20 protein-coding genes and 1 pseudogene are annotated in these 16,039 nt (G+C 51.3%); 4 read left to right on the top strand and 17 right to left on the bottom strand.

Annotated features, from left to right (window positions below; genetic code table 11):
* Positions 1 to 9 precede the first annotated feature (9 nt).
* The 16 genes and pseudogenes from G7090_RS09105 to G7090_RS09030 form a co-directional block, all read right to left on the bottom strand.
* Positions 10 to 1,341 carry a S49 family peptidase gene (locus G7090_RS09105; RefSeq protein WP_166182184.1) on the bottom strand — a complete coding sequence of 444 codons (1,332 nt, stop codon included), beginning with the start codon at positions 1,339 to 1,341 and terminating at the stop codon, positions 10 to 12.
* A complete protein-coding gene (locus tag G7090_RS09100) occupies positions 1,322 to 2,914 on the bottom strand; it encodes a phage portal protein (protein ID WP_166182183.1) in 1,593 nt (530 codons plus the stop codon). Before G7090_RS09100 ends, G7090_RS09105 begins: the two co-directional genes overlap by 20 nt.
* Positions 2,911 to 3,117, bottom strand: coding sequence for a phage head-tail joining protein (locus G7090_RS09095; RefSeq protein WP_166182182.1), 207 nt, complete (start codon positions 3,115 to 3,117; stop codon positions 2,911 to 2,913). Before G7090_RS09095 ends, G7090_RS09100 begins: the two co-directional genes overlap by 4 nt.
* Positions 3,117 to 5,039, bottom strand: coding sequence for a phage terminase large subunit family protein (locus G7090_RS09090; RefSeq protein ID WP_166182181.1), 1,923 nt, complete (start codon positions 5,037 to 5,039; stop codon positions 3,117 to 3,119). Before G7090_RS09090 ends, G7090_RS09095 begins: the two co-directional genes overlap by 1 nt.
* Positions 5,011 to 5,520 carry a terminase small subunit gene (locus G7090_RS09085; RefSeq protein WP_166182180.1) on the bottom strand — a complete coding sequence of 170 codons (510 nt, stop codon included), beginning with the start codon at positions 5,518 to 5,520 and terminating at the stop codon, positions 5,011 to 5,013. Before G7090_RS09085 ends, G7090_RS09090 begins: the two co-directional genes overlap by 29 nt.
* A gap of 313 nt (positions 5,521 to 5,833) precedes the next feature.
* Complete coding sequence (locus G7090_RS09080) at positions 5,834 to 6,007, bottom strand: GnsA/GnsB family addiction module toxin (protein WP_166182179.1); 174 nt, start codon at positions 6,005 to 6,007, stop codon at positions 5,834 to 5,836.
* Positions 6,008 to 6,447: 440 nt separating this feature from the next.
* The gene (locus G7090_RS09075; RefSeq protein ID WP_166182178.1) at positions 6,448 to 6,675 is read right to left on the bottom strand and encodes a hypothetical protein; all 228 of its coding nucleotides are present in this window, start codon (positions 6,673 to 6,675) and stop codon (positions 6,448 to 6,450) included.
* Between the two features lie 1,028 nt (positions 6,676 to 7,703).
* Positions 7,704 to 8,824 (bottom strand): IS3 family transposase gene (locus G7090_RS09070; protein ID WP_118929462.1). Its coding sequence is split into 2 segments (ribosomal slippage): positions 7,704 to 8,566 and positions 8,566 to 8,824, totalling 1,122 coding nucleotides; the frame shifts between segments, so codons are not numbered across the junction.
* Between the two features lie 166 nt (positions 8,825 to 8,990).
* Entirely contained in the window at positions 8,991 to 9,446 is a 456-nt protein-coding gene (locus G7090_RS09065) for a lysis protein (protein WP_106992790.1), read from the bottom strand.
* A complete protein-coding gene (locus G7090_RS09060) occupies positions 9,436 to 9,933 on the bottom strand; it encodes a lysozyme (RefSeq protein ID WP_166185172.1) in 498 nt (165 codons plus the stop codon). The genes G7090_RS09065 and G7090_RS09060 overlap by 11 nt, the downstream gene beginning before the upstream one ends.
* Positions 9,934 to 9,939: 6 nt before the next feature.
* Complete coding sequence (locus G7090_RS09055; protein WP_166182177.1) at positions 9,940 to 10,170, bottom strand: class II holin family protein; 231 nt, start codon at positions 10,168 to 10,170, stop codon at positions 9,940 to 9,942.
* Between the two features lie 492 nt (positions 10,171 to 10,662).
* On the bottom strand, positions 10,663 to 10,854 hold the full coding sequence (locus G7090_RS09050) for a hypothetical protein (protein WP_106992788.1): 192 nt from the start codon (positions 10,852 to 10,854) through the stop codon (positions 10,663 to 10,665).
* Between the two features lie 947 nt (positions 10,855 to 11,801).
* Positions 11,802 to 12,416 carry a hypothetical protein gene (locus G7090_RS09045; RefSeq protein WP_106992787.1) on the bottom strand — a complete coding sequence of 205 codons (615 nt, stop codon included), beginning with the start codon at positions 12,414 to 12,416 and terminating at the stop codon, positions 11,802 to 11,804.
* 13 nt (positions 12,417 to 12,429) lie between these two features.
* A pseudogene (locus G7090_RS09040) lies at positions 12,430 to 13,194 on the bottom strand (DUF968 domain-containing protein); the annotation flags it as partial.
* A gap of 63 nt (positions 13,195 to 13,257) precedes the next feature.
* Positions 13,258 to 13,812 (bottom strand): toxin YdaT family protein, encoded by a 555-nt coding sequence (locus G7090_RS09035; RefSeq protein WP_106992781.1) that lies wholly within the window; start codon positions 13,810 to 13,812, stop codon positions 13,258 to 13,260.
* Between the two features lie 2 nt (positions 13,813 to 13,814).
* A complete protein-coding gene (locus tag G7090_RS09030; RefSeq protein ID WP_166182176.1) occupies positions 13,815 to 14,045 on the bottom strand; it encodes a YdaS family helix-turn-helix protein in 231 nt (76 codons plus the stop codon).
* Between the two features lie 122 nt (positions 14,046 to 14,167).
* On the opposite strand from G7090_RS09030, the gene G7090_RS09025 reads away from it, so the two are divergent.
* The gene (locus G7090_RS09025) at positions 14,168 to 14,572 is read left to right on the top strand and encodes a helix-turn-helix domain-containing protein (protein WP_032617649.1); all 405 of its coding nucleotides are present in this window, start codon (positions 14,168 to 14,170) and stop codon (positions 14,570 to 14,572) included.
* A 472-nt stretch (positions 14,573 to 15,044) separates the two neighbouring features.
* On the opposite strand, the gene G7090_RS09020 is transcribed toward G7090_RS09025, so the two are convergent.
* Positions 15,045 to 15,236, bottom strand: coding sequence for a hypothetical protein (locus G7090_RS09020; protein WP_146145500.1), 192 nt, complete (start codon positions 15,234 to 15,236; stop codon positions 15,045 to 15,047).
* Positions 15,237 to 15,327: 91 nt separating this feature from the next.
* Between G7090_RS09020 and G7090_RS23885 the strand changes: the two genes are divergently transcribed.
* The 3 genes from G7090_RS23885 to G7090_RS09010 are packed head-to-tail and all read left to right on the top strand — an operon-like array spanning position 15,328 to position 16,015.
* Positions 15,328 to 15,450: a hypothetical protein gene (locus tag G7090_RS23885; protein WP_255474660.1), complete on the top strand. Its 123-nt coding sequence runs from the start codon at positions 15,328 to 15,330 to the stop codon at positions 15,448 to 15,450.
* Positions 15,447 to 15,629 (top strand): DUF1482 family protein, encoded by a 183-nt coding sequence (locus G7090_RS09015; RefSeq protein ID WP_166182175.1) that lies wholly within the window; start codon positions 15,447 to 15,449, stop codon positions 15,627 to 15,629. Before G7090_RS23885 ends, G7090_RS09015 begins: the two co-directional genes overlap by 4 nt.
* Positions 15,630 to 15,673: 44 nt before the next feature.
* Entirely contained in the window at positions 15,674 to 16,015 is a 342-nt protein-coding gene (locus tag G7090_RS09010; protein ID WP_207630106.1) for an Rrf2 family transcriptional regulator, read from the top strand.
* The last annotated feature ends 24 nt before the right edge of the window (positions 16,016 to 16,039 follow it).

Raw genomic sequence — 16,039 nt, 5'->3', positions numbered from 1 at the left:
AAGAGCCTCTTAAACGGGGGTGTTTAACAAATCGTCACCTGCTCCAGCAGATGCATTACCTGTCGATAGCGCACCGGGTGCTGTTTCCATCAGGCGATCCAGTGCCGTATCGGAACGCGCCTGGGCACTTTGCGGTGCCGCGGCCAGAATGCGCTGTGCGCTTTCGACCGTCATACCCGGCGTTTCGGCCAGTGCACGCGCCTGTGACTCACGTCCTTTCGCCTCTTCGCAGTTCAGGATCCCCATGATTCGGCCATTTTCGGCACTCACCGCTGCGGCGACCTGGGCACTGACCTCTGCCGGGGAAGCAACAACTGCAGCAGCGGATTCGACAGTATTTGTCTGTTCTGCTGACGCGGTTGCTTGAATAGCATCCGCAGCTGCGGCTGATGCGGTGGTTACTTTTTCCATATTTCCTCCAGGGGAGATTGTTTTTCGTTTGTTAAGTGACTCGCGCATCACGTTCAGCGCGTCAGTGTTATTGACCAGCTCTTCAGCCAGACCGGCATCCACCGATTCCTGACCGGAAAATACAGCCGCTTCGGTATCCAGCACGGACTGCACGGACATGCCTGTATAAGCGGCAACCTTTTCGGCAAACATCCGGCGCGTGGCGTCGATCCGCGTCTGAAAATCATCGCGAACGTCTTTCGGTAGTTTTTCGTAAGGGTTGCCATCAACCTTGTGATCGCCGCTGTAAATCAGGGTCACCTCGACGCCCTGCGTTTTCAGGGCAGCGCCGTAGTTGCTGTGCGCCATCATCACGCCGATTGAGCCCGTACGCGCGGTCTGGGTGACCAGACGGCGGGAAGCGGCGCTGGCGATAAGTTGCCCGGCGCTGCAGTTCATATCGTTTGCCAGCGCCCAGATGGGCTTGATACCGCGCATCCGTGCAATAATGTCGGCGCAGTCGAATGCACCGGACACCATCCCGCCAGGCGTATCCATATCGAGGAGAATGCCGTCGACGCCGGGATCGCTCATGGCCAGCTGCAGGCGGGCAATGATCCCGTTGTATCCCGTCATGCCGGAATAAGGCTGCAGCGAACGGGTTTTACTGACCAGCGTGCCGGAAACGGGCAGCACCGCGATACCGTTCGTTATCTGGTAACTACGCGACGGCCGGGGCACCATCTCCTCATCATCACCAAAGAGCGCCAGCGGTTCGGCAATCTGCTCAGCACCAGGCGTTGCGCCAGACACCGTATCCGTCAGTCGAGTGATCCCCAACTGGCCTGCCAGCGCGCAAAAGAAAACCCGCGCATAGGCGGGTTCAAGCATCAGCGGCTCATTAAAGGCCATGCTGGCAATATGCGGGAGATTACGCAGTTCTGGCGTCATCTTTATCCTCCTCGTTTGATTTTTTCAGCCCGGATTCAAAAGCGGCTGCCGCCCAGGCCGGGGGTTTAAGACCCGCGCTCCGGCGCTCCATAGTTTCACGTACCTGCTGAGAAAATATTTCCTGATAGTCATCTCCGCGTTTGGCGCACTCCTTCTCATAGGTGCTGAGGCCGGCCTCGATCAGCATTACAGCCTCCTGCACCTCCTTCAGGCCATCAATAGCCATGCGCCCCGAGCCGATCCAGTTTGCGTTACCCCATGAAGTTCTCGCTTCCTGGAAGCTGAACCTGGCTTTGGATGGGAGCGTGACAACCCGGCGCGCAATCGCCTCTTCCAGCCAGCAGACAAACATCTGACAGGCCTGCCGGGCTGCTACGAACTTGCGTCGACCCATAAAGAACGCCCAGGATTCATTGGCGCTGGCGCGTGCGGTGGAGTAACTCATCTGGGAATAGTTACGCGAGAGCTGCTCGTATGACACCCCCAGCCCGGCGGCGATATAGCGCAGCAGTGACTGCTCAAATGTGGAATAACCGTTATCCGTATCCTGTGCTGACTGCAGATTCAGTGAATCACCAGGCATCAGGTGCGGGACTTTGGCACCACCGAGCCGAACCGGCGCCGCGGTGTAATACGATGCCATTTCACCCAGCCAGCCTGTCATTTTGCTTTGCTGGTCTTTACTGTCAGAGCCGAGAATAAAGTCCATCGCCGTCTGCGTATCCAGTTCGCTTTCAATGGTGGCCGCATACATCGCTTTCACGATCGCACTCTGCAGTTGCGTATTTTGCAGGGTGTCGAGCATCTTCATCTGCTCCATCACGCTGTAAAACACGTTGGCACCGCGCGTTTGCCCGTCTTCAAGCGGCTCGAACACATGGATAAACGATGGTCTGCCCCCATGGAGTTCGCGGGGAATATACGTCCATTTCTGCGCCATCCAGCCCGGATAACCATCCTCGCTTACGTAGTAGCCCAGCGCCGCACCAGCATCGTTTATGCTGACACCGGCGCGGCAGTTCCGGGTGTCCCCCATGTTATTGGGATTGCTGACGCGCTTCGGACTGACCATCTTGAATTGCGTGCGGAAAAGCCGCGTTGAATCACTGTCCCAGGTGGGCTGCACGAACAACTCACCGTTGAATGCGTGCGTCGCGACCCCCTCACGGATCATCATCGTAAACGTTCGCTTGCGCTCGGCATCAATCCCGCAAAAGTCATCTTCAGCATACTCATACCAGGCGGCTTCCACCTCCCTGGCAAACGCGCGGCACTCCTCTTCTTTAATACCGAGATAACGCCAGCTCGGGCAGTAACTCAGTCTGAAAAATGACCCAACGATGTGATCCTGGTGAAGTTGTACGGCGTTTGCTGCGTAGCCGTTATTTCGTACAAGATCGTCAGCACGGGCGTTTCCACGTGATAAATTAGGCAGGAGCGCCGCATCAGCACTTTCGATGGGCGGATTCCAGGAGCGCAACTGGCCGCCAAATCCGCCGCCACCGCCGTGATACCCGGCATATTCGCGCAGGGATGTTTTACCGTCTGGGCCCACTAAAGCTGGTAATTTCATACATAAAACCCTGCCGGTCCCCGGCGCCGTGAAGTGGAGCCAACCTGAGATTCGAGGTCAGCAATGTATTTTTTCAGCTCGCTGACTGAGGTAGCTGTAAATTCCACCCTTCGACCATCTTTCTGTACCGTTGCCACCCGTTTACCCATCATGAGGTCATGTAATGCAGTGCGTGCTGCCTCCAGATCAGCCTGTGTCGCCATTATTCTTCTCCGGATAATGCCCGGGCGTAATCCGCCAGGGTTTTGTGATTTTTACGCCCGCTGTCTTCCTCCAGCAGAGTTGCCAGAAGAGAATCGAGATTAAGCTGCCATCGCGAAATGCTGATCCGCAGGGCTGCAAGTGCGTAGACAAAGCAGTCGAGCGCCTCATTTCGTCGCTTTTTGCTGTCCCAGACGATCTTTTTCTTACCGTCTACCCACTTCTCGACCTGCTCCTCAGCTGTCAGCTGCTGAGCTTCGGCTAAATCATAGATTTCAGGGTTATTAGGGAAATGCACTGCTCCGGCGAGGGGTTCACCGGCCTCTGGCACGAGGGTGAAACGGTTATAGATTTGCTCTTTAGCCGTGTCGGTGCCCACTTCCGTGAGATAAACACCGTTTTTGTTGCGTTTGCGCGGCATGCTGGCAACGGGTTTACCGTAGACAGATGCCCCTTTAATGGGTATCAGGCGGAACAGGCCATGCTTTTTCGAGCGGTTGTAAACGATGGTCGGATCGATACCGCCGATATCCCAGCAGATGCGTGAAACCGACATTTCCACCCCATTTTGCCGGGTATATGTCCGGTTGATAGCCTCATCAATCCGAAGCAGAGTAGCTTCATCGTCATGACGGCCCATGATGATCTGCCTGTCGATAAGCCAGCTTTCTTCGCCGGGCCCCCAGCCCCAGACCCGCATTTCATAACGGTCAAGCTGGGAGTCAATACCGGCTGTCAGGTAGGCCACCCGCTCCGGTACCGCGGCACCAAAGTGCTCCTTACGTTCGGCCATTACGTCTGCATCGGGGCGGTCACCAATTTTCGGCTCCCATGTTTCGCCAAGCGTGGTATTAACGAAAGTCTTGCGCTTGCCGGTATCCCCTTTTGTCTTGATCCAGTCTTTGACGATTTGCACCCAGGTCGTGAAGGGACTGTAGGCAGTCCAGATATGAAAAGTGACGCTGTCAGGTGGATCAATTTCGGTACCGGATGATGAAAACCAGCACAGGCCGTCCCGTGTCCAGATCCCCGTCTCCCCGCAAAGATAACGGGCCTGCGCGAAATCGAGCTCCTGCTGCTTAATCACACAGGCGTTATGCTCGCAAAGGTAAAACACACTGGCAGGCTCACCCGGCGTCCACTTGAAGCCGAACGGCGTCTCTTTATCGCCGAATTTCAGGTACTGCTCTTCCCCGCAATGCGGGCAGGGAACGTGGAACCGCAAAAAATGCTGCGACTCTTTCGCGGCACGCTCAATCTGGCAGGTGCCCCTGACTTTTGGCGTGGATCCGCGGATGGACTTGGGCCAGACCGAGCCTTCAATTCGTTTATCACCCAGAAACGTCGGGGAGCCCTCTTTCTCGATATCTTCATCAAAGGCGGCCAGTTCGTCATAGCCCGCCACATCGACGGATTTCTCGCGATAGTTTTTTGCGGCCTTCCCCCCCAGACACCAGAATCCACGCCCGTTTGAAAAACGCTTCATACTGAGGGTATTGTCCCGGTGTTTTTTGCCATACCAGGGAGCCAGCGCCAGCAAGGTGGGAATATCACGGATTGTCGGCTCGACATGCGACTTCATAAAGTTCTCGGCATCGCCGTCAGTCGGCAACCAGATAAGGGAGTTTCGCTGCTTATGCTGGATGAAATACGCATAAACCCCGAGCAGCATCTTTGAATAGCCAACACGGGCAGACTTCACGACATTCACTTCACGGATATAGTCGTTGCCCATGGCATTCATGATCGCACGCTGGAAGGGTAAGGTTTCCCAGCGTCCCTCCTGATAAGCAGACTCTTTCGGGAGGTAATAGTTATCGTCTGCCCATTCAACGGCAGTCATTGGCAGGGGTCTGACCAGAACAGAGAGCCCTTCCTTTACCGCATGAACAAAGTTATTCATCTGTATTTCTGTAATACTCATCCGCAAACTCCTGCATCCTCTCCGCAGACTCAACGCATTTATTAGCTCCCTTTGCAACCAGCTCTTTGAGATAAGCCAGCTGGCGATCATTTAATTCAGGGAATCGTCTCTGCATCGAAAGCGGAATGCTGTCCAGAACGGATGCCAGCTCCCCGGCCAGGCGAGATAGCGCAAAAATGGAGAAGGCCGTATCAATCACCTTATGCTCAGCTATCTGATTTTTTAAACGCTGCGCGATCGCCTGTTCAGAAGTCAGCTCGATTCTGGCAACCAGCAACGCCTCTTCATGATCATCATCGCTGCCATCATCCGTACGTGAGTAGCGGTTACGTTGAAGATAAGAAAGATAGAAATAGCGCCACTCATCTATGTCGAGTTCACCGCGTTTCTTTGAAACTGGCGCACCCGGTAGTTTTTGCAATCTGCGCAACTGCCGTTCCGTCAGGCGTAAATGTTCCGCCACCTCCACCTGAGTTGCCACAAGTCACCTCATCTGTTCCTGATCTGCTCTCCCACCTAAAAGACGGTCTCATCCGGTAAAATGAACAAAAAATCGCATGTCCGGTTCTAGGAAATCATATTTTATTAATTTTCAATCAATTAGTTCCTTAACGAACCGGACATTACTTCTGGGAAATTTTCATAAATAGCGAGAATCTGCGAGGTCGCCGCCCCGTACCAAGCCGATATGCCGGAAAGGACCCGCAAACGATAATAAATATCAATTGCATTGATGCGCGTACGATGCACAATAAAAAAGGCCGCTATTGCGACCTTGTCTTTAGAAGGTGAGGTTATAGAAGTTTAATTTTTACGTCATAGCCTTCCAGGCCTGTCATCGTTTCGCGAGCAACAAATTGAATTTCAGTAATTTCTTTTCCAGTTTTTTTTTGTAGTTCTGAAATTTTCTTGGCTATCAGAGCGGCAATGTCTTCTTCTGCCTTTTGCGTCAGCGCTTCAATTTTCATTTTTACCTCTTCTGATTCATTTACTGTTTCCATTTTCAAGCAAGGTGACAATTTCTGATTAACAGTCCTTACCCATAACTGGATATAAATTATAGACTATCAATATTGCATACGCTGAATACGTAGAGAATTTGCTTTCAAATTCTTTGACATAGCCCCCCACTAAGTTAGTTCTGCTCACGTTGATGACGATAAAAAGCCCCTGTATTTCTACAAGGGCTTTGGGCATATGGTGCCGGGTGCCTCCCGGTGAGCCTTTGGGTCAACCACCCGTGACTCGCTGCTTCAGTCTTTCACGATGAGCGCCAGTGAAGAAGAGCCATCAGGTTACTTAGCCCCGCCGCTGAGGGGGATCCACCATAATCTTTAAATTGTGAATTCTAAAATCATCTCACTTATCGATAAACTGAAAATGACCATTGATGCCGCTTACGTACAGTTCAAAGGTATTTATTCACTGCACTTATTACTTCTTCTTTGTTCAGCTCCCGATCAGAAGCAACAAAAATATCGATGTGATCGCCTGTTAATGAATGTATTTCAGTAAGCATTACTTTTAACGATACTTCATCACCATTTGGGTAATTCCGTATAATAGATGTTACTGGTTTAAGCACATTTATGACTTCTACCTGTTGCGAGTTGAAGAAAACCAAAACTTTTTTCATCGATTTGCCTCAATCCATATGCGTCTGTTTTCAGGCAATTGTCATTTTGTCTTCAAAGAAACGCTGATACTTTTAAAAAAACCATGCTGCTACATGATCTCAATTAGCACTGCTTATATTCCAGCCCGTATTACTCCGGGGCCGCTAGGCGAAATACGATTCATAAATAAGCAATACACCTTTCTCATAACCATTTCAGGAGTGGTGAGTTGAGTCTATACATAAAAAAAAGTTAAGCATCCTTTAAAAAGAAAAGGTGTCGAATGTGTTGACTTATAGCATACATTAACGCAATAAACCTACTAAAGCAGCGAAATCAACTGGTTTCACACCATAATCCCTCGTAAAATCTTTATCGTTTTTCATCATCAGGTGTGCTCTGTAATGGCAACCATACTCATGCATTCGCCGCGCTCGCCTAGCGGATTCTTCGCTCTGTGGTCATGCACAGCCAGCTCGGAATTGGCGCTCTCAGTAATGCTTTTCTCATCAACCTTTACCAGAGGCTAAGCTGGCTCTCTAATGAGAGAACCGTTAGAAGGCCATTGCTCTGCGTTTGCCGCCATACAGCTGCTGCGAACTAGCGCTTTGAGTGTTTTGTTCGTTTGACCTTAGGCTGACATATCGATCCTATTATCCGCTACTGGGGATACTTTCTAGTAAGGCATAAGTCAGCGGAATAGATAAAAGTTGCAAATAAATTGCAATTTCTAACGAAAGTGTTATTGTCCCCGCGCTATGAAAGCAAGAAGCACATAAGAAGAAAAATAGTTTGACTCAAAGTTGCCCCACACCGGGGCTTTTTTTTTGTTTTTAGCGTCGTATCCCGCCTAACTAGCGTAACCGGCTAACATTTTAGCCTTTCTTTTTTAAACGAACTTTAATCCGTTTGCATTGATTAATGTTACCACTTACCTGTCGGGGTATGAAGCACCTTCTCTTCCAGGACTATTCCTATAAAGATATTCCAGCGAAATAATTATGGTAATAAAGTAACGATGACCTGCCCCCAGGATTAGATACAAGGCTCAGTTAGTAATGTCGGATCCTTCACTCTCAGAATTACCCTTTCTCCAGCTCGCTGCAAATTCAGACGGCGTCTGATAATTCAGCGTGGAGTGCGGGCGACATTCGTTATAATCCTGACGCCATTCGCTGATGGTTTTCCTGGCATGATTGACGTCGCTGAACCAGTGTTCATTCAGGCATTCATCGCGAAAGCGTCCGTTAAAACTCTCAATAAATCCGTTCTGCGTCGGCTTGCCGGGCTGGATAAGTCGCAGCTCCACTCCATGCTCAAAGGCCCACTGATCGAGCGCGCGGCAGGTAAACTCCGGGCCCTGATCGGTTCTTATCGTAGCCGGATAGCCGCGAAACAGCGCAATGCTGTCCAGAATACGCGTGACCTGCACGCCTGAAATCCCGAAGGCAACAGTGACCGTCAGGCATTCCTTTGTGAAGTCATCGACGCAGGTAAGGCACTTGATCCTGCGACCAGTAGCCAGCGCATCCATGACGAAATCCATCGACCAGGTCAGGTTGGGCGCCTCCGGGCGGAGCAGCGGCAGACGTTCTGTTGCCAGCCCTTTACGACGACGTCTGCGTTTAACGCCCAGCCCGTTCAGATGATAAAGGCGGTACACGCGCTTGTGATTAACCAGAAGCCCTTCACGGCGCAGTAACTGCCATATGCGGCGGTAGCCAAAACGCCTGCGCTCCAGTGCCAGTTCAGTAATGCGCCCTGATAAATGGGCATCAGCCGCCGGACGCTGAGCGTCATAGCGGCAGGTCGACAGGGACAAACCTGTGAGTCTGCAGGCACGACGTTGCGACAGACCGGTCGCATCACACATCAACACCACGACTTCGCGCTTCTGGTCTGTCGTCAGTACTTTCGCCCAAGAGCCACCTGAAGCGCCTCCTTATCCAGCATGGCCTCGGCGAGCAGCTTCTTGAGTCTGGCGTTCTCTTCCTCAAGCGACTTCAGGCGCTTAACCTCAGGCACCTCCATGCCGCCATACTTCTTACGCCAGGTATAAAACGTGGCGTCGGAAATGGCGTGCTTACGGCAGAGTTCACGGGCAGAAACTCCGGCTTCAGCCTCGCGGAGAATACTGATGATCTGTTCGTCGGAAAAACGCTTCTTCATGGGGATGTCCTCATGTGGCTTATGAAGACATTACTAACATCGCGGTGTATTAATCAACGGGGAGCAGGTCAACGATATGCATTTGCATGCCCTTATAAGCAGACCGAATTTCCTGCTTATAAGGGTTTTCTTTTGTGAACTTCATATGGGATATAGTTTCAAGCAGCTACTTCAGGCACTGTGTAATAATAAATTCCTGCAGGTAATCTACCTGCTTTGTTACAGTGGCTATTCGCTCCCTGAGGGTGAAATAATTCCGCTCAGCGGAGCCTGTAAGTCGGGGGCCGGAAGCATCGCCCAGGCTGCTGGTTGAGGACGCTCCGTCCGCGGGACAGGTTGCGTAGAGTTGCAACCGGCGCTTACCAGTAGCAACATCGCGTTGAAGCTGATCAATATTTTCCCGGGCATCTGCCAGTTCCTTCGTGTATTTCGCATCAAGAGCTGCAACGTCGCGCTGGCGCTTCTGCAGATCACTTATTGTGTCTTTCGCAAGCTTCAGGTTGTGTTCGGCAGTGTCGGCGCGCTGACGCTCATCTTCAGCTTTGCCGAAGAACCAGAACGCAAGCCCACCGAATACCATTATAACAACCAGTAAAAGCAAAGGCTTCCAGTCAAAGGTCATTGCTGCTCTCCGCCAGGCACATGGATCGCTCCATCTCTCGTCGGTTCTGAAGACCTTTCCACTTCATACCACCAGCGTAAACCCAGCGACGCATTTCTTCGCACGCTCCGTCGTGATCACCTTTGTTCAGCTTGCGCAGCAGCGTTGACTTCGAGAACGCGTCAGAGCCAACGTTAAAGACGAAGCTGTAGAGCGCGGCGCGCTGATACTCGCCCAGCGGCACCTTAACCAGATTGTCTACCGTACGCTTGGCTGGCTGGAGGTCTTTCCATAGCAGGCTGTCACATTCGCGATCGGTATATTTCTTCCCTCTCACGATATCCCGTCCAGTATGGCCATCGCAGACAGTCCACACCCCGACGACGTCTTTATACGCTTCGTACTTACGCCCTTCTACGCCATCCTGCCCACCGAGAAACAGCGAGGCGATAAGCATTACACCGCCACCAGCAGCGGCGATGAGTTTGTTACGCAGGCTACTGGTCATTGGCATCTAATCATCTCCGACTTTGACAGCAGGTCCGTACTTCTCCAGCGCCTTTACCTGCGCATTTGCAACTTTACGTTTGAAGTACCAGTTAATGAGCCCGGTAATGATTATCCCGGCAATGCCAGCCAGTACGCCGATGGCGCTCCATTCGTCAGGGCTCAGTTTTGTGAGGACGCCGTTCAGGATGGTTCCTCCTGAGGTGCCAAGGGCGACTCCGGTGACAAGTTTGCTCATACGGGACATTTCTCTCACCTCGCTGGGATGCGGGTGCTATTTGGTAAGGGATCAGGCTCTCCGAATGAATTACCGACAAAGTGAATGCTCGGTTCCGGGAGACTAAGATAAAAAAGGCCCGCGTTTTCAGCGGGCCCAACTGAGTTTAAATCTAAGTAGGTAGGCATGTTGCCTAGCCACCATCCGTATTGCAGCTGTGTCGAGCAGCGTTACTGACCGGTCAGGATATAAGGTTAATGGCTATGGCTTGGTTCACGATTAAATAATAGCACTACTAACGAAGCGCATATAAAAAAGCCTGCTTTTGCAAGCAGGCAATATTAAACCCAGGTATTGATACTAAGACAGGTGCCGGGTGCCTCCCGGTGACTCGTTACCAGTTATACGAGCCGCAAGCACACTTACATATATTTCAACTGGATTGCCCCACCGCACAGGGGGATTCACCGCTTAAAAGTCTATACCATATATTGAAGCGCACCGGTGTTTATTTCAAATATGTGGTGGCCTTAACGGTCCTGCTAAAATTTCAGCCTCTCCGTCATCACAAATATCATCGCCCTGTGTGAGATGCCAGATACCTGTAATGATTCTGCCTATTTCAGGGTCTTCAATTTCGACGTCAGTGTAATAAGCAATCTGAACCCTGCCGCCGTACTGTATCCAGTAAAAACCTGGTTCCATAATGATCGCCCTCTTCAAGCTCTGACAGAACTTATCAAGACGACAGTATCTGATATGTTAACCGGAATCCATGCGGGATGTGGGCGGCAAAGCCTATATCAGAACCGTGCAAAGAAGCTCATTATTGAGTGTGATGCCGGGTGCCTCCCGGTGACGCTGCGCCAGACCGCAGAATCGCGCTACTCACTTGCCATGTCTAGTCGCCCCGCCGCATAGGGGGATTCATCACAGGCACAGCCTAGTCCTCTTCCTGCCATAAAGCTATTTTTATCTGTGTATTTATTCAGTATAACCAAAAAGACCAGCGGTGCTGTGCTGGCTAAAGTCATATAAAACAAAAAGGCCGCCAATCGGCAGCCTTAGAAATCTGTGGTAATTGGACTGTAGTGCCGGGTGCCTCCCGGTGACTCTATGCTAGATCACAGAATCGCGTCATTCACCTCCAAGTCTAGTCGCCCCACCGCATAGGGGGATTCACCACAGGCGCAGCCTAATCGCCTTTCTTCAACAAAGCTAACTTTATTTACTCAGTATGAAAAAGAAAAAGGCCAGCGGTGTTAAGCAGTCCAGAATCATGTAAAACAAAAAGGCCGCCAATCGGCAGCCTTAGATATAGATGATACTGAGGTTGTGGTGCCGGGTGCCTCCCGGTGACCCTGCGCTAGACCACAGAACCGCGTTCTTCAAACCCGACTCGTTTTGCCTAGCCGCCCCACCGCTGAGGGGGATTCACCACCCGCGCACTGTACGTGGCTTGCATCTTTAAAGATACATATCATTTGCTATTTATTAATAATAAAAAAACCCCGCCGGAGCGAGGTTTCGTAATTTGTTTGATAAGAGCTTTTCGACGCTGCCATCGTGGCGCAGCTCTGCCAAGCATGAATGAATTATTCATCTTTCTGGCCCGTTTTCAACATAAATTGAAATATTTTTTAAGAGGCCTCTCAGTTTTGCTCCGTTTTCATCTGCCGGCACACGGTCAGAAACACCTTTGCCTGGAAGATTTCAAGGCACCACCGCACGCGCTTACGCGCTTCGCCGTCAGTGAGCCAGGGGGCCACGTGCTGCAACTCCCGCGTGATGTCGGACATCTTCTTGCGGGTGGTATAGAACTGCCGGCCAACCAGATACACCGGGTCGTGCAGGTCGAAGGTGTTCAGCATGATCTGCTCGATAAAGTCAGCATCATCGCGGCGCTCGCTCTCTTCGATCAGCGCTGACAGGGTCACCGGCCACAGAATGGACCGGGCACGCAGCGCTGCCTGAACGCCACGGAACCCCTCTTCCCTCGCCTGACCCAGCGCCTCAGTGATGCGCGACAGCTGAGTGTCCGACCACTCCGATTGCTTAACCTCAGACCAGAACTGGCTGAAATTCTCCAGACGGTATTGCGCGCGGGTTTTACCGCCGACGCATTCGCCCCAGACCGTCAGCAAGGATTTGATCCATGCAGACTGAACACTCTTAAGAGGCGTGAACTTCCCGAGGTAACTTTTTCTCGGTGCAGCAGCTGCTTTACCCAGACCTTCGATATGAATGCGGCGTTGACGTGGTGTCATCCTGTACTGCTCCTTAAGCCAGAACGCCGAGCGCAAATGCCCGGTCCAGCACTCTGATTATCATTTCCGGCTGAGTACCGTGCTTACGCTCGAATTTCACCGGATCGTCATGTAGTTCGGTATGGTGCTGGCGGCACAGGGGGATCACGAGACTGTCGTGCGCCTTCGTTCCCATGCCACCCTGGCCCCAGCCGATTAGATGGTGTGGATCATCTGACGGTCTGCCGCAGCACTCGCAGGGCTGCGTCTTAACCCATGCCAGATATTTGGGTTTGTCCCAGCGGGTCCGCTTTGGCCGCTTCATCAGGGTCTGAGGGGATTCGGGATCCACAAGTACGCTCACTACTGGCTTAATGGCTCGAACTTCAGGTAGCGCGCGGGCCTTGTCGGCGATGATGCTGGTGGCCGGTACCGCCGGTACGATCTCGCTCTCACGGTAAGTCTCTTTCACAGCTGTCAGGCGTAAAGCTTCGCGGGCAACTGATTCTGGCAGCGCATCAGTGACGCCGACACGAACAGCCCACCAGCACAACTCAGGCAGGGATATCTCGCGGGTCTTATCGATCGCCAGCGCCGACCGGGTAGTGTCCAGCACCCAGTCGATGACGTTCTGACGCGCCAGCTCCGCCAGGCGCTCGGTGAATTGTTCGCGCAGCTGGTTGTCGCAGTGGCCACAAAGAAGAATTGCGCCGGGCTCATGCCGCATGGTAGTCAGTTCGTGATAGTGGTAGTCGCTGTGCTGGTACTGGCATGTGCCGCCGCCGTGGCGCAGCAACCAGTATACGGGCCATCTAAATCCTCGTATTACCAGCCGAGCTGGTGGTCATTGGTCAAAACTCGATTACGTAAAAAGTGGAGCCAGGGCCTGAAGGTGGGCGATCATCACGCCGGCAAGCTCTCCGGGTAACAATGCAGCGTTGGCAAGTAGGTTTTCAAAACCCTCCTTCGCTTGCTTCGCGTTCGGCAGGCCCAGCAACTTTGCCTGGTGATGCTCGCCGGTCTCTTTTATTGCATCGGCCACCAGCTCAATATCGGTTTTACCCTGTCGAAGGCCATGCTTTCTGGCGATCTCAATGGGCATTGCCAAACCGATCGCGTTTGCGAGCTGCATGACGTGAGCCGTGTACTTGCTGGAGTTGGTTTCGTTTTTCAGGTAGCGATAGAGGTTCTGCTTGTTCACTGTTATCCCTCTGCCACCCTCCCGGGCCCACTGTTCGGCCACCAGCTGCGTAATAACGTCCTGCGCCTGCCCGGGAAGAGTGAGCTCCCATTCACGAACAGCTGCCAAGATAGACTGGCGTCGTAAGTTGTCTCTGCGGCGAGGTTCATAATGATTTTTCGATTTCAGCGGAGCGGCATTCTGCTGGTTAATATGTTGAAAAGTTACCGAGTGCATGGTCAGGCATCCTTTTGAGGTAAACCATCGGTGGGGTTTGGATACAGATCAGGGCGCAACTCGTGCGGAGTTACCTGCCAGTCCAGAGCCCTGCAGGCATTAAGAACTTCAGTGCTGGCAACTTGAGTGCGAAACCAGACTGATACTGTCTGCGAGTTCTTACCCAGGCGGCGAGCTAGTTCAGACTGACTTCCACACAAAGAAATTATTTTTTGTTGAATGGCTTCGTTCATGGTTCCTCCTAGTTTAGGAATCACATGATTGATAAATAATTTGTCAATGTCAAGAAACTTAATCAATCACAACTGAAAAGAAACTTTGTATGCTTGCTGATAGGTTTAATTTGGATCCGAATATGAACTTCGAAGAACGACTATTAAGAGCTCTTGAGGAAGCTGGCATATCTCAATCTGAGTTAGGCAGAAGAGTTGGCGTCAATTCTCAAACAGTCAGTAACTGGTGTAATACAGGTAACTTTCCTCGCAAGGAAAAGCTTGCATTATTCCCTCAAGCCCTTGGAAAACCACTATATTGGTTTTTTATGACTGATGAAGAAGAGGCTCAACTTAAGGCCACTACAGCTAGCAAAACTGTGTTAACTGAAAAGCAGGCTGCTTTGTTAGAGGTGTTTGATCAGCTTCCAGAGGTAGAGCAAACACGCTTCGTTCAGTTGGCTAGTGATCGCCTCGAAGAGCTCGATAGGTTTATGGCAGAGTTCTTGAGCAAAAGAAAAATAGAACCGACGCCGAACAAAGACTAAGACAGAACAAAAACGCCGCTTTTAGCGGCGTTTTTTTTGTATCCCGCCAACCTAAAACCCCTTCTAAAACAATCATTGAAATAAAATATGTCATAATCAGTTTGACTGATGACAAATTTATTTGTAGTCTGATTTCACAAATTCAGTCATCCAGGCAGGACGCCCACGTAGTAGCTGCCGGCGGCATATGAAACACCGGATGAGATGACCAGAGAATGTGCTTTGCGGTGAACCAGCTATTTGCTGAGTTTATCGAGTTTTTCAGGCGGAGAAGCGACTGACCACCGCAGCTGGGGCGCCAGCAAAGCACATACAAACAATGCGCAGCAGATAGTACCGTTCCGCTTGCCAGCGTTACAGGCTGATATAGGAGTAAAAATTGTGGATTACATGGACATCAGAAAGAGTGAGCTTTATGCACATTGCAAAGGCTCACTCTGGAGAAATGGGTCTGGCTGGAAAGCATATAACCCTATTTCCATTCGTCTTCTGCGAGCTTCTGGTTAAGAAAGACTTCGAATTTTACATAGAGTTTTTCAATCTCTTCAACAGGATCGTGTTGGTCTGAAAGATTTCGACCGGATGAGATTTGAGCAGAACGGTAGGAGTTATATGTATCAACCGCTAGGCGAGTTAAATACAAGACCTTCTCTTCTTTTTCCACAGTTAATTCCCTCGTTACAGTATGGGAATTACCACAATAGCACTGAAGTTAGGGCCGCGATACGACAGGCAAAATTAAACAGGAGATAACCATGATCGACTACGCACGTAATCCCGTTAAACAGCAGGCTATTCGCCTCAACATTGTTGAAGTCCTGATCCGCAAGTTCTGCTACTTCATGGCGCAAAAAGGCAATCCAGAGCTCAACGCATGAACTCGCTTTTCGCCTTAATCGTTAACGTCTGCGCCCTCACCGGGGAATGCTCAGACATCATGCTCGGGGTTTATAAGACCGAGGCGGTTTGTGAAGCAGCTGCCGCAGAGCAGCACGTTAAAGGACAGTGTTACCCGTACAAACCGGCTGACGACCAACAGCCAGCGTTACATTTTTAATCGAGTTTTGACCAATGGCCTGACTGGCCCTGAAGGGATCCATTATGGAATTTGGAATGAAACGAGTGATGGCATCTGTACAGGCTGTTGCGGTTCTGGAAAGAATCTACTGCGGCAAGCCAGTACCCCTCGCCACACTGAGTAAAGAATCGAAGCTCTCAGTTTCCTACCTGGAGCAAATTTTTAAGCGGCTGCGCAGCGGCAAGCTGGTCACCTCACACAGAGGACCGGGCGGCGGATATAGCCTTCGTGAAGGTGATATCTCAGTTTCAGCAGTCATCCGCGCAGTCAGCAAGATCCCGTCGAATACCACGTTCGACCCGGTTCTTGTTGCACTTGACGGAGTGCTTATCTCTCAGCTGGCGAACAAGCCCAGCGCCCGATAAGCACAAAACCCGCGCAAGGCGGGT

The organism is Leclercia sp. 29361 (assembly GCF_011290365.1).
GTDB classification, from domain to species: domain Bacteria; phylum Pseudomonadota; class Gammaproteobacteria; order Enterobacterales; family Enterobacteriaceae; genus Enterobacter; species Enterobacter tamurae.
The sequence above is the reverse complement of the archived record's forward strand: the minus strand, read 5'-3'. Positions and strand labels throughout refer to the sequence as shown.

Coding starts and splice junctions, on each gene's coding strand:
- G7090_RS23885 (WP_255474660.1), top strand. CDS start 15,328: ATGATCGACTACGCACGTAATCCCGTTAAACAGCAGGCTATTCGCCTC.
- G7090_RS09045 (WP_106992787.1), bottom strand. CDS start 12,416: ATGACACCACGTCAACGCCGCATTCATATCGAAGGTCTGGGTAAAGCA.
- G7090_RS09060 (WP_166185172.1), bottom strand. CDS start 9,933: ATGACCAGTAGCCTGCGTAACAAACTCATCGCCGCTGCTGGTGGCGGT.
- G7090_RS09080 (WP_166182179.1), bottom strand. CDS start 6,007: ATGAAAATTGAAGCGCTGACGCAAAAGGCAGAAGAAGACATTGCCGCT.
- G7090_RS09035 (WP_106992781.1), bottom strand. CDS start 13,812: ATGCACTCGGTAACTTTTCAACATATTAACCAGCAGAATGCCGCTCCG.
- G7090_RS09065 (WP_106992790.1), bottom strand. CDS start 9,446: ATGACCTTTGACTGGAAGCCTTTGCTTTTACTGGTTGTTATAATGGTA.
- G7090_RS09095 (WP_166182182.1), bottom strand. CDS start 3,117: ATGGCGACACAGGCTGATCTGGAGGCAGCACGCACTGCATTACATGAC.
- G7090_RS09075 (WP_166182178.1), bottom strand. CDS start 6,675: ATGAAAAAAGTTTTGGTTTTCTTCAACTCGCAACAGGTAGAAGTCATA.
- G7090_RS09050 (WP_106992788.1), bottom strand. CDS start 10,854: ATGGAACCAGGTTTTTACTGGATACAGTACGGCGGCAGGGTTCAGATT.
- G7090_RS09010 (WP_207630106.1), top strand. CDS start 15,674: ATGGAATTTGGAATGAAACGAGTGATGGCATCTGTACAGGCTGTTGCG.
- G7090_RS09030 (WP_166182176.1), bottom strand. CDS start 14,045: ATGAACGAAGCCATTCAACAAAAAATAATTTCTTTGTGTGGAAGTCAG.
- G7090_RS09055 (WP_166182177.1), bottom strand. CDS start 10,170: ATGAGCAAACTTGTCACCGGAGTCGCCCTTGGCACCTCAGGAGGAACC.
- G7090_RS09025 (WP_032617649.1), top strand. CDS start 14,168: ATGAACTTCGAAGAACGACTATTAAGAGCTCTTGAGGAAGCTGGCATA.
- G7090_RS09090 (WP_166182181.1), bottom strand. CDS start 5,039: ATGAGTATTACAGAAATACAGATGAATAACTTTGTTCATGCGGTAAAG.
- G7090_RS09105 (WP_166182184.1), bottom strand. CDS start 1,341: ATGACGCCAGAACTGCGTAATCTCCCGCATATTGCCAGCATGGCCTTT.
- G7090_RS09015 (WP_166182175.1), top strand. CDS start 15,447: ATGAACTCGCTTTTCGCCTTAATCGTTAACGTCTGCGCCCTCACCGGG.
- G7090_RS09100 (WP_166182183.1), bottom strand. CDS start 2,914: ATGAAATTACCAGCTTTAGTGGGCCCAGACGGTAAAACATCCCTGCGC.